19 protein-coding genes are annotated in these 21435 nt (G+C 69.1%); 15 read left to right on the forward strand and 4 right to left on the reverse strand.

The window, feature by feature from the left end; all coding sequences use genetic code 11:
• The first annotated feature begins 106 nt into the window (after positions 1–106).
• Positions 107–898, forward strand: coding sequence for an AraC family transcriptional regulator (locus tag HNR28_RS09890; RefSeq protein WP_170288406.1), 792 nt, complete (start codon positions 107–109; stop codon positions 896–898).
• Positions 899–944: 46 nt separating this feature from the next.
• Here HNR28_RS09890 and HNR28_RS09895 read toward each other — a convergent pair whose 3' ends face one another.
• Positions 945–2294 (reverse strand): aminotransferase-like domain-containing protein, encoded by a 1350-nt coding sequence (locus tag HNR28_RS09895; protein WP_151023811.1) that lies wholly within the window; start codon positions 2292–2294, stop codon positions 945–947.
• A 125-nt stretch (positions 2295–2419) separates the two neighbouring features.
• Here HNR28_RS09895 and HNR28_RS09900 point away from each other — a divergent pair, with 125 nt between their 5' ends.
• The gene (locus tag HNR28_RS09900) at positions 2420–3727 is read left to right on the forward strand and encodes an MFS transporter (protein WP_151023797.1); all 1308 of its coding nucleotides are present in this window, start codon (positions 2420–2422) and stop codon (positions 3725–3727) included.
• Here HNR28_RS09900 and HNR28_RS09905 read toward each other — a convergent pair.
• Positions 3724–4575 (reverse strand): SDR family oxidoreductase, encoded by an 852-nt coding sequence (locus HNR28_RS09905; RefSeq protein ID WP_151023796.1) that lies wholly within the window; start codon positions 4573–4575, stop codon positions 3724–3726. The genes HNR28_RS09900 and HNR28_RS09905 overlap by 4 nt on opposite strands.
• Before the next feature lie 168 nt (positions 4576–4743).
• On the opposite strand from HNR28_RS09905, the gene HNR28_RS09910 reads away from it, so the two are divergent.
• The 4 genes from HNR28_RS09910 to HNR28_RS09925 all read left to right on the forward strand — a co-directional run bounded on the left by HNR28_RS09910 (position 4744) and on the right by HNR28_RS09925 (position 8718).
• Positions 4744–5184 (forward strand): winged helix-turn-helix transcriptional regulator, encoded by a 441-nt coding sequence (locus HNR28_RS09910; protein WP_084330574.1) that lies wholly within the window; start codon positions 4744–4746, stop codon positions 5182–5184.
• Between the two features lie 181 nt (positions 5185–5365).
• Positions 5366–6934: a M10 family metallopeptidase C-terminal domain-containing protein gene (locus HNR28_RS09915; protein ID WP_052355691.1), complete on the forward strand. Its 1569-nt coding sequence runs from the start codon at positions 5366–5368 to the stop codon at positions 6932–6934.
• A 194-nt stretch (positions 6935–7128) separates the two neighbouring features.
• Positions 7129–7980, forward strand: coding sequence for a helix-turn-helix transcriptional regulator (locus HNR28_RS09920; RefSeq protein WP_151023795.1), 852 nt, complete (start codon positions 7129–7131; stop codon positions 7978–7980).
• Positions 7981–8082: 102 nt separating this feature from the next.
• Positions 8083–8718 carry a LysE family translocator gene (locus HNR28_RS09925; protein WP_043681782.1) on the forward strand — a complete coding sequence of 212 codons (636 nt, stop codon included), beginning with the start codon at positions 8083–8085 and terminating at the stop codon, positions 8716–8718.
• A 130-nt stretch (positions 8719–8848) separates the two neighbouring features.
• On the opposite strand, the gene clpB is transcribed toward HNR28_RS09925, so the two are convergent.
• Entirely contained in the window at positions 8849–11440 is a 2592-nt protein-coding gene (gene clpB / locus HNR28_RS09930; protein ID WP_043681779.1) for an ATP-dependent chaperone ClpB, read from the reverse strand.
• A gap of 306 nt (positions 11441–11746) precedes the next feature.
• Between clpB and HNR28_RS09935 the strand changes: the two genes are divergently transcribed.
• The 4 genes from HNR28_RS09935 (at position 11747) to HNR28_RS09950 (ending at position 14610) form a co-directional block, all read left to right on the forward strand.
• Positions 11747–12901, forward strand: coding sequence for a cytochrome P450 (locus tag HNR28_RS09935; protein WP_043681770.1), 1155 nt, complete (start codon positions 11747–11749; stop codon positions 12899–12901).
• Between the two features lie 191 nt (positions 12902–13092).
• A complete protein-coding gene (locus HNR28_RS09940) occupies positions 13093–13923 on the forward strand; it encodes a class II glutamine amidotransferase (protein WP_043681767.1) in 831 nt (276 codons plus the stop codon).
• Between the two features lie 10 nt (positions 13924–13933).
• A complete protein-coding gene (locus tag HNR28_RS09945; RefSeq protein WP_151023794.1) occupies positions 13934–14158 on the forward strand; it encodes an oxidoreductase-like domain-containing protein in 225 nt (74 codons plus the stop codon).
• Positions 14159–14370: 212 nt separating this feature from the next.
• Positions 14371–14610, forward strand: coding sequence for a DUF2249 domain-containing protein (locus HNR28_RS09950; RefSeq protein WP_043681763.1), 240 nt, complete (start codon positions 14371–14373; stop codon positions 14608–14610).
• 215 nt (positions 14611–14825) lie between these two features.
• Here the strand turns inward: HNR28_RS09950 and HNR28_RS09955 are convergent, their stop codons facing one another.
• Positions 14826–15509 carry a hypothetical protein gene (locus tag HNR28_RS09955; protein ID WP_151023793.1) on the reverse strand — a complete coding sequence of 228 codons (684 nt, stop codon included), beginning with the start codon at positions 15507–15509 and terminating at the stop codon, positions 14826–14828.
• Positions 15510–15743: 234 nt separating this feature from the next.
• Between HNR28_RS09955 and HNR28_RS09960 the strand changes: the two genes are divergently transcribed.
• The 5 genes from HNR28_RS09960 (at position 15744) to HNR28_RS09980 (ending at position 21282) form a co-directional block, all read left to right on the forward strand.
• Positions 15744–16445: a GntR family transcriptional regulator gene (locus HNR28_RS09960; RefSeq protein WP_151023792.1), complete on the forward strand. Its 702-nt coding sequence runs from the start codon at positions 15744–15746 to the stop codon at positions 16443–16445.
• 339 nt (positions 16446–16784) lie between these two features.
• Positions 16785–17534 carry a GntR family transcriptional regulator gene (locus HNR28_RS09965; RefSeq protein WP_151023791.1) on the forward strand — a complete coding sequence of 250 codons (750 nt, stop codon included), beginning with the start codon at positions 16785–16787 and terminating at the stop codon, positions 17532–17534.
• Positions 17535–17544: 10 nt separating this feature from the next.
• Entirely contained in the window at positions 17545–18453 is a 909-nt protein-coding gene (locus HNR28_RS09970) for a dihydrodipicolinate synthase family protein (protein WP_151023790.1), read from the forward strand.
• On the forward strand, positions 18446–19957 hold the full coding sequence (locus HNR28_RS09975; RefSeq protein WP_151023789.1) for an aldehyde dehydrogenase: 1512 nt from the start codon (positions 18446–18448) through the stop codon (positions 19955–19957). The genes HNR28_RS09970 and HNR28_RS09975 overlap by 8 nt, the downstream gene beginning before the upstream one ends.
• Positions 19954–21282 (forward strand): NAD(P)/FAD-dependent oxidoreductase, encoded by a 1329-nt coding sequence (locus HNR28_RS09980; protein ID WP_151023788.1) that lies wholly within the window; start codon positions 19954–19956, stop codon positions 21280–21282. Before HNR28_RS09975 ends, HNR28_RS09980 begins: the two co-directional genes overlap by 4 nt.
• The last annotated feature ends 153 nt before the right edge of the window (positions 21283–21435 follow it).

Here is a 21435-nt window from a genome sequence, read left to right on the forward strand (position 1 = left end):
TTGTTATTATTAGAAATCGCAATGCTCTCAGGCAGGTGGCCAAAAACATGTCCGGACACGTCATGTTTTGGCGTGATCAAGGATTATTTCCGGATAGGAATCCAAAATGGACAAGATCTGGCGCCAGCGCTTTTCCAACGGCTATAAAAAGCAGGAACGCCCGGTCATGGCCATCCGGGCCGACTACGCGCACGGCAGCCGGCAGATCTGGCACAGCCACGAACAAGGCCAGCTCGTGCATGCCACCAAGGGGCTGGTGCGGGTCCTGACACCGGAAGGCGCATGGACGGTCACGCCGCGCCAGGCGCTCTGGATCGCGCCCGGGGTGGATCATGAATTGCACATGATCGGCGAAGTGACCATGCGCGACCTGCGCATCGAACCGGACGCGGCCCCCTGGCTATGGACGGCGTGCCGGCTGATCCGCGTCACCCCGCTCCTGCGCGAGCTGATCCTGGCGATGCTGGACGACCCCGCCCACTATGCGCCCGACAGCAACGCGGCGCTGATCGTCCCCCTGCTGCTGCGCAAGCTGCGCGAGGCCGACCTCATCGAACACGGCAAGCTGCCCCTGCCCCAGGACAAACGCCTGGTGAAGATCTGCGAGATCCTGATGTGCTCGCCGGCCAACAACGACACCATGACCCTGCTGTGCGACCGCGTGGGCACCAGCGTTCGCACGCTCAATCGCCTGTTCAGGAAGGAAACCGGCCTGACCTTCGGGCAGTGGCGCACGCAGTTGCGGCTGACCGAGGCCGTGTGCCAGCTGTCGCTCGGATTTTCCGTCAACAGCGTGGCGCGCGACATGGGCTATGCCAATGCCAACGCCTTCAGCGCGATGTTCCGCCGCACATTGGGCGAGCCGCCGCAACGGTACCTGAGATCCGTCACCCGCTAGCGCCGGCCTGGGATCCGTCCCTCCGCTAGCGCCGGCGGCATTCGCGTCACGCAGCGCCGGCCCGGAACGCCCGCGCCAGCTCGGGCGAGAAATGGGCGGCGTTGATGCGGGTCATGGCGCGGTAATCGGCCGTCACGGCGAACGCCGGGCCCGGCAGCAGCAGGATGCCCTTTTTCTCCAGGCCCTCGATGAATCCGGCCAGGTCGGGCAGGTCCGGATGGCCGGCCCACAGGAACATGCCGCCGGCGGGCGCGACCTCGAAGCGCCAGCCCCGCTCGCGCAGCGCCTTCTGCGTCAGCTGCTGCTGCGTGGCGAGCCGCCGCTGGATGGCGCGCACGTGCCGCAGGTAGGTGCCGTCGGCCAGGATGGTGTGCACGAAGCGCTCGCAGAAGCCGGGCACCGCCACGCTCGTCAGCAGCTTCAGGCGGACGAGCGGCGCCACCAGGTCCTGCGGGCAGGCCAGGTAGCCGATCCGCAGCGAGGCCGAAAGAGACTTGGAAAAGCTGCCGATGTAGACGACGCGCTCCAGGCCGTCCAGTTCCGCGAAGGTCTGGCGGCCGCCGGGATGGAAGTCGCCGTACACGTCGTCCTCGACGATCAGGAAATCGTGCTCCACGGCGCGCCTGAGCACGCCGAAGGCCGCCTGGGGCGTCAGCCCCGCGCCGGTCGGATTATGGAAGGTGCTGTTGCAGAAGAAGGCGCGGACGCGGTGCCGTGCCAGGACCTCGTCCAGAAAGCCGAGGTCGGGGCCGTCCTGCCGGCGCGGCACGCCGACCGGCTCGCCGCCGCACAGCCGGATCAGCCGCACCAGGTTGCCGTTGCACGGCTCGTCCACCAGCACCCGGTCCCCGGGCGACAGCAGGTGCCGCGCCACCAGGTCCAGCGCCTGCGTGGCCCCCAGGGTGGTGATCATCTGCGCCGGCGCGGCATCCAGCCGCACCGCCTGGCGCAGATGCGCGGACAGCAGCTGGCGCAGCGGCACGTAGCCCTGGATGTCGCCGTATTCCACCAGGCCGCTGCGGCCGAGCCGCGCGGTGCGGCGGATGGCGCGCGCCAGCAGGTCGGTGTCGCGCCAGGGCAGCGGCAGCCAGCCGCAGCCGAGCTTGACGGCGCTGCCGGGCGGCGCCTGCAGCAGCCTGAAGAGCGGATCGTCCGGCAGGGCCGGCTCCACGGCGGGGGCCGCCGGCGCGGCCAGGGGGCCCTGGACCGCCACGAAATAGCCGCGGCCCTGCTGCGCCTCCAGCAGGCCGTCGCCCACCAGGCGGCCATAGGCGCTGACCACCGTGTGCAGGCTCGCCCGCCGCTGCGCCGCCATCGCCCGGATGGAAGGCAGCCGCTGGCCCCGTTCCCACCGGCCCGCCAGCAGGTCCGCCCGGATGTCGTCGTAGAAGCCCATCACGGCCCGCCCAACTGTCAGGAAAAAACCCGAACAGTTTACGGGAAAAGCGCACGGGTGTTTCCGGCGGGGCAGGCGCCGGATGACACAATGCGTTCCGACGACATGCAACCGGACGCGACCCGATGAGCTCGAAACTGCCCTTCGCCACCTACCTGTATTTCCTGGCGCAATCCATCAACCTGACCACCGCCGTCATGTCGGTGGCGATGGCGGCCATCGTGGGGGCGTCGCTGACGCCCAGCCTCTGGCTGTCCACCGTGCCCTACGGCTTCCAGTTCCTGTGCGTGATGCTGATGACGGTGCCCGCCTCCCGGCTGATGAAACGCATCGGACGCAAGCCGGCGTTCCTGCTGGCGGCCCTCCCCCTGGCGCTGTCGGGCGCGGCGGGCTACCTGGCCGTGGACCGGAGCTCGTTCGCGCTGCTGATCGTGGCGCACGCGCTGCTGGGCAGCTACATCGCCTTCGCCAATTTCAACCGCTTCGCGGCCACCGACGGCCTGGACGCGCGGCTCAAGCCCAGGGCCATCTCGCTGGTCGTGGCGGGCGGGGTCCTGGCGGCGCTGGCCGGCCCGCTGCTGGCGGACCGGCTGAAGGACGTGGCCGGCTACGCGCCCTTCGCGCTGTGCTACGCCGCCTTCACCGGCCTGGCGCTGCTGTCCTTCCTGGTCCACCTGGCGGTGCGGGAAGCGCCCGGCCCCGCGCGGCTTCCGGCGGCCGGGGGCGGGCATGGGGGGACGGACGGACAAGCGGGTGCGGATGGATATGCCGGAGTGGGCGGGCATGGCGGAGCGGACGGGCATGCGGGCGCGGCCTGGCGCGCCGTCCGGCGCTCGCCCGCCCTGGGGGCGGCCATCGCCGTGGGCGCGCTGGGCTACGGCATCATGAACCTGCTGATGGTGCAGGCCTCGCTGCACATGGCCAGCCTGCACATGCACTTCTCGGCGGTCGGCACGGCCATCCAGTGGCACGTGGTGGCGATGTTCGCGCCGTCCTTCTTCACCGGCGCGATCATCGGCCGCCTCGGGCTCAGGGCGGTGATCGTCGGCGGCATCCTCCTGCTGATCACCGCCAGCGTCCTGAACCTGCTGTCCGACGGCTACGCCATGCTGGTCGCCAGCCTGGTGGTCCTGGGCCTGGGCTGGAACTTCACCTACGTGGGCGGCAGCGCCCTGCTCGCCCGGGTGCTGGGGGAACAGCCCCATGCGATCGAGGTGCAAGGCCTGAACGACCTGGGCCTTTCCGTGATGGCCACCGCCGGCGCCTTCCTGCCCGCCCTGCTGCTGCAGGGGCTGGGGTGGGCCGGCACCAACCTGGCGTGCATCGGGCTGTGCCTGGCGCTGCTGGCCTACGTCCATCGCAGCCTGAAGCGCGATCCGGCGATGGCGCCGATCAGCTGGAACGCCGGGAGCGACCCAGGCGTTTCGCCCTAGGCCTGCTGCAGCGCCGCCGCCACGGAATCGGCCAGCGGGGTCGTCGGCCGGCCGATCAGCCACGACAGCTGGCGGCCGTCGTCGAACAGTGCGCCCCGGGACGCATCGACGTCCCAGCCGGCGATCGCCCGGGCCAGTTCCGCAGGCAGGCCATGGCTTGCCAGCAAGGCGGCGTAATCGGCCTCGGGCAGGTTGCGGTAGGGAATGGTGCGGCCCGCCTGGCGCGAGATCTCGGCGGCCAGTTCGTCCAGCGTGTAGGCGGTGTCGCCCGCCAGCTCGTAGGTCTTGCCCTCGTGGCCGGCGCCGGCCAGCACCACGGCGGCCGCTTCGGCGTAGTCCGTGCGCGCGGCCGAGGCGATGCGGCCCTGGCCGGCGCTGCCGACCAGCGCGCCGCCCGCCAGCGCACCCGCCATGGCGCCCATGTAGTTCTCGGTGTACCAGCCGTTGCGCAGGATCGTCCAGGCCAGGCCGGAGTCCTTCAGCATCCGCTCGGTCTGGCGGTGCTCGTCCGCCAGGCTGAGCGGCGAGACGTCGGCATGCAGCAGGCTGGTGTAGACGATGTGCCGCACGCCCGCCGCCCGGGCCGCCTCGATCGCATGGCGATGCTGCGCGGCGCGGCGGCCGACTTCGCTGGAGGAAATCAGCAGCAGCGCGTCCACGCCCGCCAGCGCCGGCGCCAGGCTCGCGGGCCGGTCGTAGTCGGCTGCGCGGACCGCGATGCCCAGGTCGGCCGCCTTGGCGGGCGTGCGCGCCAGCGCCCGCAGGCGGTCGGGAGCGACGCGGGTCTTCAGGTGCTGGATGACGAGGCGGCCGAGCTGGCCGGTGGCGCCGGTGATGGCAATGGTCATGAGGGTGCGTCCTTGAAAAAAAGGGTGACGTGAAAAGTGAAGAGCGACATGAAGATCGGAGGGTGACGTCACTCTACCCCATGAACAAACTTTTAGTAAGTACGCACAGAAATGTTAGTATTGTTCCATTCCCGCCGACTGCCTCCCTCCCCGCGCAATCATCCGCCCATGACCACGAAGCCCCTCGCCCCAGCCAGATCCACGCTTGCCGAACCCGCGCCGGCCGAACGCGCCCCGTCCCCGCCCCTGTCCCTGTCGCAGCGCCTGCGCCCCGGCAACCTGCTGGCCGCCGACTGCCCCTCGCGCGAGGTGCTCAAGCACGTCACCAGCCGCTGGGGCGTGCTGGTGCTGATCGTCCTGGAAGGCGGAACGCACCGCTTCAGCGAACTGCGACGCGCCATCGGCGGGGTCAGCGAGCGCATGCTGGCGCAGACCCTGCAGTGGCTCGAAGGCGACGGCCTGGTGCTGCGCACCGCCCTGGAGGTCGTGCCGCCCCACGTCGAATACAGCCTGACTCCGCTGGGCCGCGAGGCGGCCGAGAAAGTGCGGACCCTGGCCGACTGGATCGAGCTGAACCTGCCCAGGATCCGGCAGGCGGAGACGCAATGAACGCACGGGCTCCCGCCTCCCCTCCCGCCGTGCGCCGCGATGCCTTCGCTGCGTGCCGGCGCGATCCCGCCCCGCCCTTCGAGGCAACGCCCGATGGGCGCCCGGGCACCCGGTTCATCTGTAGAATGAGCGGACAGTAACCTTTTTTACAGCAGTGTCATAACTCAACAGGAGCGTGGACATGGCCCTTCCTCAATGGACCGACCAGCAAGTCTTCGATCAGATGAATTCCGGCAGCACGTGGACCAGTTCGCTCATCACGTATGCCTTTCCCCAGTCCAGCAGCGTGTTTGACCCGGATCTAGCCGAACATTTCGCCGGGTTTTCGCCCCTGAACACGGCGCAGCAGCCCCTGGTCCATTTGGCCATGATGCTGTGGGATGACCTGATCGCCCGCGACATCGTCCAGGGGTCCGTGCATGACGCCGATATCATGCTCAGCAATACGTCCAGTACGGACGGCTATGCCTTCGCCGTCTCTGGTGGCACGGTCTGGTTTTCCTCCAAGGAAGACCTTCTTCAATCTCCGGAGATCGGCAAAGACGGCTTCGTCACCTTTTTGCATGAAATCGGCCACGCGCTGGGTTTGAACCACATGGGCGATTACAACGGCGAGGACGATAATGGTCCGTCGTCCTACCAGGACAGCGACATGCTGTCGATCATGTCGTATTACGGCCCCGGCATGAATGGGGGCAAGGGCCTGGTGGCCTGGGGCGATTGGTTCGCATCCGACATCGGCAGCGAGGGGTATTCGCCCCAGACTCCGATGGTCAACGACATCATGGTGATCCAGCGGTTGTATGGGGCCGACACCACCACCCGGGAAGGCAATACGGTCTATGGCTTCGGTTCCAACATCCAGGGTCCTTTGGCGCAGATTTACGATTTTTCCATCAACCAGCATCCCATCCTGACGATTTACGATGCAGGCGGAGTGGACACAATAAACCTCAGCGGCTGGGGGACGGACAGCCTGATCGATCTGAACCCGGGCCAGTATTCTTCCGTCAACGGCATGACCAACAATCTCGCCATCGCCAAGGCAACCCTCATCGAAAACGCCGTGGCCGGCGCGGGCAACGACGTGCTGATAGGGAATTCCGCCGACAACCATCTGGACGGCGGGGCCGGGCAGGACAGCGCGATGTTCAGCGGGGCGCTGCCCGGCTACGACCTGAGCTACGACGTGTTCAGCCGGGAATACACGGTGGTGGACATGACGGCGGGCCGGGATGGCACCGATACGCTGATCAATATCGAATACGCCAATTTCAACGGTGCCGGGGGCGATCTGAACGATCTGACCCCGGCGGTCTACCGTTTTTACAATGCCGGCCTGGGCCTGCATTTCTATACGTCCAATAACGACGAAGCCACGGCCGTCACCCGGATGAACGGCTTCGTCTATGAGGGCGTGGGTTTTGGCCGGAGCGTGGAGGGGGCCGGCATTCCCGATGCGGACACCGTGGCCGTGCAGCGTTTCTACAATCAGGCCACGGGCGACCATTTCTACACCGCCGGAGCGGACGAGGCCCGTCATCTCATGGAAATCGGCGGGGCCTGGCAGTACGAAGGGCGGGCCTTCAATGCCTACGGCACCCAGGCGGACGGCACGACGGCGCTTTACCGCTTCCTGAATACCGAATCCGGCACCCATTTCTACACGGCGGACATCGCCGAGAAGGAAGCCGTGATGCAAAGCGGCTATTTCAGCTACGAAGGCATTGCCTTCTACGTGACCGCCTGATGCGCTTCCGGGGGGCGCCACCCCCGGAACGCCGAGCTCATGCCGATGCGCACCAGGTGGTTGTCCGAAGCCACGTCAGCCAGATCCGCACCGGGCAGATCCGCGCCGGTCGAACCCTCGCCGGCCGGACGCGCCCCGTCCCCGCCCCTGCCCCTCTCGCGGCGCCTGCGCCCGATCGAGCAGGGGGAAATGCAATGAACGCACCGGAAACCAGGCCCTCTCCCGCCGTTCCTCGCCGCGATGCCTCCGCATCGTTCTGGCGCGATCCAGCCCTGCCCTTCGTCGAAAGCCGCCGGGCGTGCCACAGCCGCGCCTGCTACGTGCCGCATCGCCATCCGACCTTTTCCATCGGCGCGGTGGACGAGGGCCGCAGCCTGTTCACCGGCGCCGCCCACGGCCCGGTCACGCTGCGCCCCGGCACGCTGGTGTTCGTGCCGGCCGAACGCGTGCATGCCTGCAACCCGGTCCCCGGCACCGCCTGGAGCTACCAGATGCTGCACCTGGACGCCGCCTGGCTGCGCGCCGTCCGGCGGGAATACGTCCAGACCGCCCTGGACGGGACCGAGCCGGTGCGCATCTCGACGGAACCGGAGACCTATGAACGCTTCCGCCGGCTCAACGCGCTGCTGTTCTCCAATGCCGACCCGCGCGGCAAGGAATCGGCGCTGATCGAATTCCTGGGGGACACCGACGCCGGCGCGGGCCTGCGCATCGAGGCGCCGGCCGTCCCGTCGAGACTGGCCGGGAGGCTCCGGCCGGCCCTGGACCGCCTGCGCGCTGCCCCGGACTGCGACGCGCCCCTGGAAGAACTGGCGCGCCTGGCGGACATGAGCCGCTACCAATTGATCCGCGCCTTCCGGGCCGTCACCGGCATGACGCCGCACGCCTGGCAATTGAACCAGCGCGTCAACCTGGCCCGCGAACGGATCCGGGAAGGCGCCGGCATCGCGGAAGTCGCGCTGCAGCTGGGCTTCGCGGACCAAGCGCACTTCCAGAGGGTCTTCAAGGCCTATGCGGGCGTGACGCCCGGCCGCTTCCGGGCCTGATGCCGGGCCGGGCCGCCCCGAAAGCGCGGCGCGGCCGCAATTTCCTTCAATACGGAACGCGCGCGCACCGGCACACTGCGGAAAAACACGCATGTGCTCCGAATGCAGCAATTCCTGATCATCGCCGCGGCGCATTTCCTGGCGCTGCTTTCCCCCGGCCCCGATTTCTTCCTGATCGCCAGGACCTCCCTGTCCGCCGGCTGGCGTGTCGCCAGCGGCGCCTGCGCGGGCATCGCGCTGGCCAACGGGGTGTTCATCGTCGCCGCGTTCGCCGGCACCGCCGCGCTGCGGCCCAACGGCCCCCTGTTCATCGGCCTGCAAGCGGCCGGCTGCGCCTATCTGCTGTACCTGGGCGTCCTGTTCGTCCGCCACGCGGGCCGCGGCCGCCTGGACCTGCCGGACGGCCGGACGGCCCGACCCGGCTGCTCTTCCGCCGCCTGGCGAAGATCCGCCGGCATGGGATTTCTCTCCGGCATCCTCAACCCGAAGAATGCGCTGTTCTACGCCAGCCTGGCCGCGCTGCTGACCGGCCCGCACGCGAGCGCCGGCTGGAAGGCGTTCTACGGCGCCTGGATGTTCGGCGCGGTGCTGGTCTGGGACGTGCTGGTGGCCGCCATGATCGGCAACCGGGCCGTGCTGCGGCGCTTCGCGCGGTCCCTGCCCTGGCTGGAGCGCATGTCCGGCATCGTCCTGATCCTGCTCGCGCTGGGTGTCCTGGCGGTCCTCCTGCTTCGCTGAAAGCCGGGGACCGAGGCACCACCGCGGCGCGAAATGAAAACGCCGGACCGCTCCCCGGCCGCCGCGTCCCGGAATGGACGCGACGCACGGAGGGCGGTCCGGCGCTGCGCGGACCCGGAACGCCGGGCGCTTACTGCAAAGTGCGCTCGAACACGAACTTCTCGCCGTCCCAGTCCACCGGCACCACGTCGCGCGGCCCGAACTTGCCTTCCAGGATCAGCCGCGCCACCGGGTTTTCCACGTACTGCTGGATGGCGCGCTTCAGGGGCCGCGCGCCGAACACCGGGTCGTAGCCCGCGCGGGCCAGTTCCGTGACGGCCGCGTCGGACACCTCCAGGCGCATTTCCTGCTGCGCCAGGCGTTCGGCCAGGCGCTTCAACTGGATGCGCGCGATCGGCTCGATGTGCGTGGCGTCCAGGCCGTGGAAGACCACGATCTCGTCGATGCGGTTCAGGAATTCCGGCCGGAACGCCGTCTTCAGCTCGTCGCGGATGACTTCCTTGACGACCTCGTAGGGCTGGTCGGCCATGTTCTGGATGTGTTGCGAACCGATGTTCGAGGTCATGATGACCACGGTGTTGCGGAAATCCACCGTACGGCCCTGGCCGTCGGTCAGGCGGCCGTCGTCGAGCACCTGCAGCAGCACGTTGAACACGTCCGGGTGGGCCTTCTCGATCTCGTCGAGCAGGATCACGCTGTAGGGCTTGCGGCGCACGGCTTCGGTCAGGTAGCCGCCTTCCTCGTAGCCCACGTAGCCCGGGGGCGCGCCGATCAGGCGGGCCACCGAATGCTTTTCCATGAACTCGCTCATGTCGATACGCACCAGGTGGCTGTCCGAATCGAACAGGAAGCGGGCGAGCGCCTTGGTCAGCTCGGTCTTGCCCACGCCGGTCGGCCCCAGGAACAGGAACGAGCCGTACGGACGGTTCGGGTCCGACAGCCCGGCGCGCGAGCGGCGGATGGCCTCGGACACCAGGCGCACGGCCTCGTCCTGACCCACCACGCGCTCGTGCAGCACGGCTTCCATGCCCAGCAGCTTGGCGCGCTCGCCCTGCATCATGCGCGACACGGGGATGCCGGTGGCGCGCGACACGACCTCGGCGATTTCCTCGGCCCCGACCTGGGTGCGCAGCAGGCGCGGCTTGCCGGCCTCTTCCGCCTTGGGCGCGGATTCCGCCGCCTTCAGGCGGGCTTCCAGTTCGGGCAGGCGGCCGTACTGCAGTTCGGCGAGCTTGTCGTACTGGCCCTTGCGCTGCAGTTCGGCCATTTCCGCGCGGACCTGGTCGATTTCCTCCTTTACGGCCTGCGAGCCCTGGACGGCGGCCTTTTCCGCCTTCCAGATTTCCTCGTAGTCGTTGTATTCGCGCTGCAGCGATTCCAGTTCGTCCTCGATCGCCTTCAGGCGGCGTTCGGAGGCTTCGTCCTTGTCCTTCTTGACGGCCTCGCGCTCGATCTTCAGCTGGATGATGCGCCGGTCGAGCCGGTCCATGACTTCCGGCTTGGAGTCGATTTCCATGCGGATGCGCGCCGCCGCCTCGTCGATCAGGTCGATGGCCTTGTCGGGCAGGAAGCGGTCGGTGATGTAGCGGTGCGACAGTTCCGCCGCCGCGACGATGGCCGGGTCGGTGATCTGCACGCCGTGGTGCAGTTCGTAGCGTTCCTGCAGGCCGCGCAGGATGGCGATGGTGGATTCCACGTCGGGCTCGTCCACCAGCACCTTCTGGAAGCGGCGCTCCAGCGCGGCGTCCTTCTCGATGTATTTGCGGTATTCGTCCAGGGTGGTGGCGCCCACGCAGTGCAGTTCGCCGCGCGACAGCGCGGGCTTGAGCATGTTGCCGGCGTCCATGGCGCCCTCGGCCTTGCCCGCGCCCACCATGGTGTGCAGTTCGTCGATGAAGACGATGGTCTGGCCCGAATCCTGGGACAGTTCCTTGAGCACGGCCTTGAGGCGTTCCTCGAACTCGCCGCGGTACTTGGCCCCGGCCAGCAGCCCGGCCAGGTCCAGCGCCAGGATGCGCTTGCCCTTCAGCGTCTCGGGCACCTCGCCGTTGACGATGCGCTGGGCCAGGCCTTCCACGATGGCGGTCTTGCCCACGCCGGGCTCGCCGATCAGCACGGGGTTGTTCTTGGTGCGGCGCTGCAGGATCTGGATGGTGCGGCGGATCTCGTCGTCGCGCCCGATCACCGGGTCGAGCTTGCCTTCGCGCGCGCGGGCGGTGAGGTCCAGGGTGTATTTCTTCAGCGCCTGACGGTTGTCCTCGTCCTCGGCGCCCGTCACGGACGCGCCGCCGCGCACGGCCTCGATGGCGGCCTCCAGGGCCTTGCGCTGCAGGCCGGCCTCGCGCAGGGCGCGGCCGACCTCGCCCTTGTCGTCGGCCAGGGCCAGCAGGTAGAGTTCGCTGGCGACGTAGGCGTCGCCGCGCTGGCCGGCTTCCTTGTCGGTACGCGCCAGGGCGGCCTGCAGTTCGCGGCCGACCTGGACGTTGCCCTCGGCCCCCTGGACCGTGGGCATGGCCTTGATCTGGCGGTCCAGCTCGGTCTGCAGGCGCGGCACGGCCACGCCCGCGCGGGCCAGCAGGCTGGCCGCGCCGCTGTCCGGATCGGCCAGCAGGGCGGCCAGCAGGTGGGCGTTCTCGATGTAGGAATGGTCGTGGCGCACCGCGAGGCTCTGGGCATCGGCGAGCGCCTGCTGGAACTTCGTCGTGAGTTTGTCGAATCGCATGGGTGTATCCCTTGAATGGGAGGGGGCGTCGCGCCCCGATGCTCGGTATATGCGGATGAAACACCGGTTTTCAAGCGGCGCGGGCGCCCGGAGACGCGCCGGCCGGCAGGGCCCGGGCGGCGGCCCGGGCAGCGGCCCGGCATCGGACCGGATGGGTCCGCCGCCGGCCCCGGCCGCCGCCCGGACCAATGCTTTAAGCAATAACTATCTGATTCGCATGGATTTTATTGAACCTAGGGCAAACCCTATGATACAGTCCCCCGGACCTTGTCCGAGGTCCTCGCTCCATCGCCCCAAGGACAGCCCATGAACACCCCCCAGGACTGGGACCCCCGCGCCCCCGAAGTCCTCGCCGACCCGATCGCCGCCTACGACCGCATGCGCCGCCGCTGCCCGGTGGCCCACAGCGACTACCTGCACCATTCCGTGTTCCGCCACGCCGACGTCATGCGGATCCTGCTGGACCACGAGACCTTCAGCAGCCAGGCGTCGCGCCACGTCTCCGTGCCCAACAGCATGGATCCCCCGGAACACACCGCCTACCGCCGGCTGATCGAGCCCTACTTCGCCCCGGAGCGCATGGCGGCCTTCGAGCCGGCCTGTCGCCGCCTGTGCGCGGAACTGGTCGCCGCGCTGCCGCGCAACGAGCGCGTCGAGATCATGTTCGGCCTGGCGCACCCCTTCGCCCTGCGCATGCAGTGCGCCTTCCTGGGCTGGCCCGACAGCCTGCACGAACCCCTGCGGCAGTGGATCCACAAGAAGAACGTCGCCACGCTCTCGGGCGACGCGCACGCGATCGCGGCCGTGGCCACCGAATTCGACGAGACCATCCGCGCCCTGCTGAAAGTCCGCCGCGACGCCGGCGACCAGGCGCCGGACGACGCCACCACGCGCCTGCTGCGCGAGACCGTGAACGGCCGCCCGCTGGCCGAGGACGAGATCGTCAGCATCCTGCGCAACTGGACCGTCGGCGAGCTGGGCACCATGGCCTCCAGCGTCGGCATCATCGCCCACTACCTGGCGTCCCACCCGGACCTGCAGGACCGCCTGCGCAGCCAGCCGGAACTGGTGCGGCCCGCCAACGACGAGATCCTGCGCATCCACGCACCGCTGATCGCCAACCGCCGCGCGACCACCTGTCCGGTGCGCCTGGGCGGCACGCAGATCCCGGCCGGCGAACGGGTCACGCTGATCTGGGCCTCGGCCAACCGCGACGAGGCCGTCTTCGGCGACCCGGACGAATTCCGCCTGGACCGCGATCCGTCGCTGAACCTGCTCTACGGCGCCGGCATCCACGCCTGTCCGGGGGCGCCGCTGGCGCGCCTGGAAATCGAAGCCATGATCCAGGCCCTGCTGGCGGGCACCCGCGCCCTGGAGCCCGTCGCCGAGCAGCCGCCCATGCCGGCGATCTACCCGGCCAGCGGCTACCGCCAGGCGATGCTGCAATTGCGCCACGACTGAACCGGGACCGGCCGGGGCGCCGCGTCAGCTCCCCCCGGCCGGTCGCGTTTCGTGGCGAAGAAAGGACACTGCATAAGCTCATCGCCGATTCTCATACCAAGCGACGGTTATATCCGTTCCGGCAAGACTACAATTCAGGCATGAACCATTCGGGGCGGCATCCGCCCCGGTTTGCTTGGAATCTGCCTGCCATGTGTCAGTTATTGGGCATGAATTGCGCCACGCCCACGGACATCACGTTTTCCTTTGCGGGGTTCGCCGCGCGCGGCGGCGGCACCGACCACCACGCCGACGGTTTCGGCATCGCCTTCTACGAAAACCGGGGGTCGCGCTGCTTCCTGGACAACGCGCCCTGCTGCCGGTCGCCGGTCGCCGAATTGATCAAGCGCTACCCGATTAAGTCGCGCAACGTCATCGCCCACATCCGCAAGGCCACCCAGGGCGCCCTGGAACTGGAAAACTGCCACCCGTTCGTGCGCGAACTGTGGGGCCGGCACTGGCTGTTCGCCCACAACGGCGACCTGAAGGACTTCGAGCCCGACCTGCGCGGCGACCACCTGCCGATCGGCCAGACCGACAGCGAACGGGCCTTCTGCACCATGATGGAAGGGCTGCGCGCCCGTTTCGGCACCCGCGAGCCGGAAGACACGGAACTGTTCGCCGCCGTGGCCGACATGACGGCCGACCTGACGCGCCACGGCGTGTTCAATTTCCTGATGTCCAACGGCCGCTGCATGCTGGCGCACTGCTCCACGAACCTGTACTACATCGTGCGCGCCTGGCCTTTCCAGGTGGCGCACCTGGTGGACACCGACATGTCGGTGGACTTTTCCCAGACCAACGCGCGCGGCGACTGCGTCTCGGTCATCACGACCAAGCCGCTGACCGACAACGAGACCTGGACCGCCTTCCAGCCGGGCGAGCTGGTGATGTTCGTCGACGGCCGGCCCCAGTCCGGCCGGACCATCGAGATCCCCGAGGACGTCCGGCGCAGCAACCAGGCCAACCTGGCCTGCGTCTGAGGACGGCCCCATGAGCTTGCCGGACGGCCCCGCCGACGATCCCCGCCCCGAGGAACCCGTCGAGCCCGACCTCAACGAATGCTGCGGCAACGGCTGCACGCCCTGCGTGTTCGACACCTACGCCGAGGAAAGGCGCGCCTGGCAGCAGGCAGTGAAAGACTGGGAAGCGCGCCAGAGCGCGCGTGCCGGCACGGCGCCGGAAACCCGAACCGGAAGCCTGAGCCCGAAACCTTGAACCGGATCCGTGGCGGGGCCCGGCGCGCCGGCCGCGCGTCCGGCACCCAGCGCCCGCATCGATGCCCGGCGGCCCGGCATTTTTCCGTCCGCCCTGCCGACAACCTTGCTGGGCATAGGGTTCCCGGGGGTTTTCCCGCGGCGCGTTCCTATAATCGGAAGCTCGACCCATCTCTCCAGGAATGACGCACCGTGGCTTCCGACGCTATCCCCATGTTCGCAGAAAACACCTACCCCCTCGATGCGCGCGGCATCGCCAAGCGCTTCCGGCATGCCGCCATCTTCGGCGCGCTGTCGGCGCTGCAGCCGGGGGAAACCATGCGCTTCTGCAACGACCACGATCCCCTGCCGCTGCTGCAGCAGCTGAAAAACCACTTCGGCGAAAACATCCAGTTCGAGTACCTGGCCCGCAATCCCGGCGAAATCGTCATCGATTTTCACATCGTGCCCTGAGCACGCCGGCCGCGTCCCGGGCATCCGGTGCGCAGGCCACAAACGCCAGGCCGCAGGCCGCCTCGAAGGGCGGCCTTTTCCATGCCTGCGCGCCGCCCGGCATGAAACGCCACGATGCGCCCCGCATGAAACGTCGCAATGCGCCCGGCATCCGGCATGAGGCGCCGCAAAAAAGCCACCCGCGAGGGGTGGCTTTCGTCATTCCGCGGGCCCGGTCACGGCCGGCGCAGCCCCTGCAGCAACTGGCCCAGTTCCGGCGGCAGTTGCGCCGGCTGCGCCGGCAGCTCCAGGCTGCCCGGCGCGGGCGCCGTGGCGGCCAGCCGCTGCACGCGGAACTGGTTTTCGTAGGCCAGCAGGCCCAGGTTGCGGGCTTCCAGCGCATCCAGCACCTGCCGCGCGCCGTCGGGCAACTGCCCGGCGGAGGTCTGCAGCAGGACGGCCATCCGCCCCAGGGCGCGGGTCAATTCCCGCACCTCGGGCTGGCCGCCCAGGACGCCCTGCCCGGAACGCGCGCGCCCCTGCTCGTCGCGGTAGGACACGGCGTAGACGGCGCCCACCCGGCCGGCCACCGTCTTGCGCGCGCCGGTCGGCTCGATCCGGCTCAGCGTGCGGATCATGTCGGGCGCCACCTGCAGGGCACGGGCCCCGAGCAGCCGGGCCGCGGCGTCGCCTTCCATGACCAGCGGCCGGCCGCCCGCCTGCAGGACGGAATACAGCTTGCCGCCGCGCATCAGCAGATAGCCCTGGTCCACGCCCGAGACATCGACCCGCGCGTCCGTCCCGTCGAAGGACACCGTCAGGGTCCGGTCGCCCGCCTGCACGGTCGCCACCCCCGCCGCCAGGACGCCGGCCGGGACGATCCCCGTCCAGGCCGCCAGCAGCCATCCGAACCAGCGCATTTCCGTTCCTCCATCGAATCCATGCCCATGCGTCACACGATAGCGGGTTTGCCCACGCCCGAACAGGCGCGGAACGGGCGCATGTGTGTCAGGATCTTGCCCGGTCCGGGCGCGGCGAGCCCGGCCGGAGAGCCCGCACGGAAGTCCGGCTTACAATGACGCCCGATATTCATCGCATACCTCCGGATGCGCGCCCGGGCGGCAGCCGCCGCCACCGGCCGCCGGATACCCGACATGACCCAGGCGAAATCCGCGAAGAGCGCCAAGGCGCAGCTGTTTGAAGACCTCAAGCACCAGATCCTGACGATGGAGCTGGGCCCGGACGAGGATCTGGACGAAGTCGCGCTCTGCGAACGCTACGGCCTGTCGCGCACCCCCGTGCGCGAGGTCTTCCGCCGCCTGAGCGGCGAAGGCTACGTGGACATCCGCGAGAACCGCGGCGCGCGCGTCTCGCCGATGAACCATTCGACGCTGCGGCACTTCTTCCTGGTGGCGCCGATGATCTACGCGGCGGTGGGCCGATTGGCGGCGCGCCATTTCACCGCCCGCCAGCTGGCCGAGCTGAAGGAGACGCAGGCGCAGCTGCGCCAGGCGGCCCAGGCTGGCGACATCCAGGCGATGGTCCTGAAGAACAACCGCTTTCACGAGATCATGGGCGAGATGTCCGGCAACGTGTACCTGCAGACCAGCCTGAACCGCCTGCTGATCGATCACGCGCGCATCGGCCGCACCTTCTACCAGCCGCACGACGAGGACACGGCTCGGCGCCGCCAGGCGTCCATCGACCATCACGACCAGTTCATCGACGCGCTCGTCGCGCGCGACGAGGACGCCATCGCGCGGCTGTCCTACGAGCACATGGAACTCTCGCGCGAGCACATGGAACTGTTCATCATGCCGCCGGGCCTGAAGCCGGAACCGCCGCAGTCGCTCTGATCCTCCCGGCCCGGGTCGTCTCCCGCATCGGGCCGTCCCCCGCCGCACCCCCGTGCGGCCCCCGCGCTCGCCGCGTCTTCGGTCCGTCCGGCCTGATCCGCTTCCCGCATCGGGCCATCCCCTCCGTCCTTCCCGGCCCCGCGCTCGCCGCATCTCCGGCTCGCCCGGCTTGGCTACGGCTTCCGTCTCCGGCCGTCCCTCTCCGCCCTTCCCTTGCCGCATCCATCGAGGTCCGCGGCCGCGCGCCCGCACACCTCAAAAAATGTATTTGACCAGAATTCTTTTTTAACTATAATAAAATACAAATTGAATACACAATAAATACGAACGAGACAAGCCATGGAGAATTCCCGTTCCCGGGAGCCCGGATCCGCGGCGACGCCAGGCAAGGGCAATCGCAAAGCCAGGCTCTACGAAGACCTCAAGCACCAGATCCTCACGCTGCAGCTGGGTCCCGACGAAGACCTGGACGAGCTCGATCTGTGCCGCCGCTACGGCCTGTCGCGCACCCCCGTGCGCGAGGTCTTCCGCCGCCTGAGCGGCGAGGGCTACGCCTACATCCGCGAAAACGCCGGCGCGCGCGTCGCGCCCATGAACCACGCCACGCTGCGGCATTTCTTCCTGGCCGCCCCGATGATCTACGCCGCGACCGGCCGCCTGGCGGCGCGCCATTTCAGGCCGGCCCAGCTCGCCCTGCTGCGGGACACGCAGGAGCAGTTCCGCCAGGCCGGGGAATCGGGCGACATGGCCGCCCTGGTCCTGAAGAACAACCGCTTCCACGAAATCATGGGCGAGATGTCGGGGAACATCTATCTGCAGGCCAGCCTGAACCGCCTGCTGGTGGACCACGCCCGCATCGGCCATACGTTCTACCTGTCGCACGACGGAGACATGGCCGAACGCCAGCGGCTGGCCGCCGGGCACCACGATCAGTTCATCGACGCCCTCGCGGCGCACGACGAGGACGCCATCGTCCGCATCACCTTCGAGCACTGGGAACTGTCGCGCCAGAACATGGAAATGTTCATCACGCCCGCCGGGCTCGATCCGCATCTGCCGCACGAACGTGCGGAAACCCTGTCGACCTAGGAGCAAGCGCATGTTTGAAGGCATCTACACCCCCGCCATCACCCCCCACGAGGCCGACGGCCGGATCGACAAGGCGGCGTTCGCCGAACTGCTCGAATCCCTGATCGAGGCCGGCGTGCACGGCATCGTCGTCGCCGGCTCCACCGGCGAGTACTACGCGCAGACGGGCCGGGAGCGGATCGACCTGGCCACCTACGCCAAGGAAGTCATCGGCACCCGCGTGCCGCTGGTGGTCGGCACGGGCGCCACGCGCACCGAGGAATCCATCGAATACGCCCAGGCCGCCCGCGCCCTGGGCGCGGACGCGATCCTGGTGGGCTCGCCGCCCTACGCCCTGCCCCTGGAAGCGGAAAATGCCGACCATGCGCTGGCGATCGACCGGGCCGCGGGCCTGCCCATCATGCTCTACAACTACCCGGGCCGCATGGGCGTGCACATGGGCCTCGACTACCTGAACCGCGTCACGCGCTCGAAGAACGTCGTGGCGATCAAGGAAAGCTCGGGCGACATCAACCGCGTCCACCTGCTGGCCGGGGAATTCCCGCAGATCGAGATGTCCTGCGGCTGGGACGACCAGGCGCTGGAATTCTTCGCCTGGGGCGCGCGCAGCTGGGTCTGCGCCGGCTCCAACTTCCTGGCGCGCGAGCACCTGGCCCTGTACCGGGCCTGCGTGCTGGACAACGACTTCGCCAGGGGCCGCAGGATCATGGGGGCCATGATGCCCTTCATGAACTTCCTGGACGCGGGCAAGTTCGTGCAGTCGATCAAGTACGGCTGCGAACTGAACGGGCTGGCGGCCGGCCCGGCGCGCGCGCCGCTGCAGCCCCTGGACGAAGCGGAAAAGGCCCGCTTCCAGGCCATCGTCGCCGAACTCCGGCGCGAGATCGCCGCCATCGTCGCGGGAGCCGGCCATGCCTGATGCGCTGACCGCCGCCGAATACGCGCGGCTCGCCGGGACGCTGGATTTTCCCCGCGAGGCCTACATCGACGGCCGCTACCGGCCCGCGGTCTGCGGCCGCACCTTTCCCACGGTCAATCCGGCGACCGGCGCGGTCCTCGCCCACCTGGCGGCCTGCGACGCCGCCGACGTGGACCTGGCCGCCGCCGCGGCCCGGGAAGCCTTCGAGGACGGCCGCTGGCGCCTGCGCGCGCCGGCCGAGCGCAAGGCCGTCCTGCTGGCGCTGGCCGACCTGATGGAAGCGCACTGGCACGAGCTGGCCGTCCTGGAAAGCCTGGACAGCGGCAAGCCGGTGGGCGAATGCCATGCCGTGGATCTGCCCGAAACCCTGCGCACGATCCGCTGGCACGCCGAGCTGATCGACAAGATCTACGACCACACGGCGCCGGTGGGCGCGGACGCCCTGGCCCTCGTCGCGCGCGAGCCCATCGGCGTGGTCGGCCTGGTCCTGCCGTGGAATTTCCCCCTGCTGATGCTGGCCTGGAAGATCGGTCCCGCCCTCGCGGCCGGCTGCTCGGTCATCGTCAAGCCGGCGGAGCAGACCTCCATGACCACCCTGCGCGTGGCGGAACTCGCCAGCCGGGCGGGCATCCCGCCCGGCGTCTTCAACGTCGTGACCGGCAGCGGCCAGGACGCGGGCGCGCCCATCGGCCTGCATCCGGACATCGCCATGGTCAGCTTCACCGGCTCGACCGCCACCGGCCGCCGCTTCCTGCGCTACGCCGCCGATTCCAACCTCAAGCGCGTCGTGCTGGAATGCGGCGGCAAGAACCCCGCCGTCGTGCTCGCCGACACCGAGGACCTGGACCGCGTCGCGGAACACGTCGTCAACGGCGCGTTCTGGAACATGGGCGAGAACTGCTCGGCCACCTCGCGCCTGATCGTCCATGCGTCCATCAAGGACGAACTGCTGCGGCGCGTCCTGCGCGCCATGCGCGAATGGAAGATGGGCGATCCGCTGGACCCCGCGAACCGCATGGGCGCCCTGGTCAGCCCGGCGCACTTCGAGAAGGTGCAGTCGTTCCTGGCGCGGGCCCGGGCGGAGTCGCTGGCGGTGGCGGCGGGCGGGGCCGCGCACGGCGGCATCTACATCGAGCCCACCGTGATCGTCGACGTCGGCCGCGACAGCCCCCTGTTCCGCGAGGAAATCTTCGGGCCGGTCCTGGCCGTGACGACCTTCGACACGATCGAGGAGGCCATCGCCCTGGCCAACGACACGCACTACGGCCTGGCGGCCTCCGTCCATACCGGCAGCCTGCGCCACGCCATCCGGCTGGCGCGCGCCATCCGCGCCGGCATCGTGACGGTGAACTGCTTCGGCGAAGGGGACGTCACCACGCCCTTCGGCGGCCACAAGGAATCCGGCTTCGGCGGCCGCGACAAGTCGATCTGGGCGCACGACCAGTACACCGAGCTGAAGACCATCTGGATCGACACCTCGGCGCCCGCGGAGGCCGCGCGATGAGCGCCCGCACCATCCGCCGCCAGCCGGTCGAGACCGGCGTCTCGGGCTGGGAGGCCCTGGCGCCCCGACGGTTCCCGGCGCGCGCCCTGGAGGGCGGCCAGTCGGCCGACTGGCTGATCGTCGGCGCCGGCTTCGGCGGCCTGTCGGCGGCGCGGCGGCTGCGCCAGCTGCGCCCCCAGGACAGGATCGTCGTGCTCGACGCGCAGGAGGTCGCCATCGGCGCGGCCGGGCGCAATTCCGGCTTCATGATCGACGTGCCCCACAACCTGACGTCGGGCAATTATTCCGTCGGCGGCGCGGCCTCCAGCCTGCTGGAAATCAGCCAGAACCGCATGGCCATCGCCTTCGCCGCCGGGATCGCGGAAGAATACGGCATGCCCGCCACGACCTTCGATCCCTCGGGCAAGATCAACGCCGCCGCCACGGAGCGGGGGCTGAGGCTGAACCGCGATTTCGCCCGCTCGCTGCGGCAGATCGGCGAGCCCAGCGAAACCCTGGACGCCGCGCAGATGCGCGAGATCACCGGCTCCGACTACTACCTGGGGGGCGTGCGCACGCCGGGCGCGGTGATGATCCAGCCGGCCGACTACATCCGCCGCCTGGCCGCGGGCCTGGCGGGCGAAGTGGACCTGTTCGAGAACTCGCCCGTGCTCTCGCTCGGCCGCAAGGGCGCGGTCTGGGAAGCAGTCTCGACGCGGGGCAGCGTGCAGGCGCCGCGGGTCATCCTGGCCGTCAACGGCCACGTCGAGAGCTTCGGGCATTTCCGCCGCCGCCTGATCCACGTCTACACCTACGCCTCCATGACGGCCGCATTCCCGGGCGGCGCCGGCGCCGAGCGCTGGGCCCTGCTGCCCGCCGACCCCATGGGCGCCACGCTGCGCAAGATCAGCCACGGCGGGCAATCGCGCATCGTGGTGCGGACGCACTTCACCTACAACCCGGACATCCGGGTCTCCGAACGGCAGGTGGCGCGGATCGCCGCCCAGGAACGGCGCTCCTTCGACGAGCGCTTTCCCGCGCTGAAGGGCGTCCCGATGGAATTCAGCTGGGCGGGGGCGCTGTGCCTGAGCACGAACCACGTGCCCGCCTTCGGGGAAATCGAGCCCGGGCTCTATTCCGCCTGCTGCGAGAACGGCCTGGGCACGGTCAAGAGCACCCTGGCCGGGATGATGGCCGCGGAGCTGGCCACCGGCACCGACAGCGAATCCCTGCGGCAATTCCGGCGGCAGCCGCCCCCGGCGCGCCTGCCGCCCGAACCCATCGCCTGGCTGGGCATCCATTCCGTCATCCGATGGCATCAATTGCGCGCCGGCCGGGAGGGCTGAACTCCCGGCGACGCACACCGGGGCGGCCTGCGCCCCGGATACCGCGGCAAGCCGAGGCAAACCGCAGCAATCGCAGGACACCGCGGCAAGCCGAAGCAAACCGCGGCAAGTCGCAGCAAACCGCAGCCAACCGCAGCAAACCGACCCTACCAT

This window comes from Castellaniella defragrans, assembly GCF_014203015.1.
Classification (GTDB): Bacteria; Pseudomonadota; Gammaproteobacteria; order Burkholderiales; family Burkholderiaceae_B; genus Castellaniella; species Castellaniella defragrans.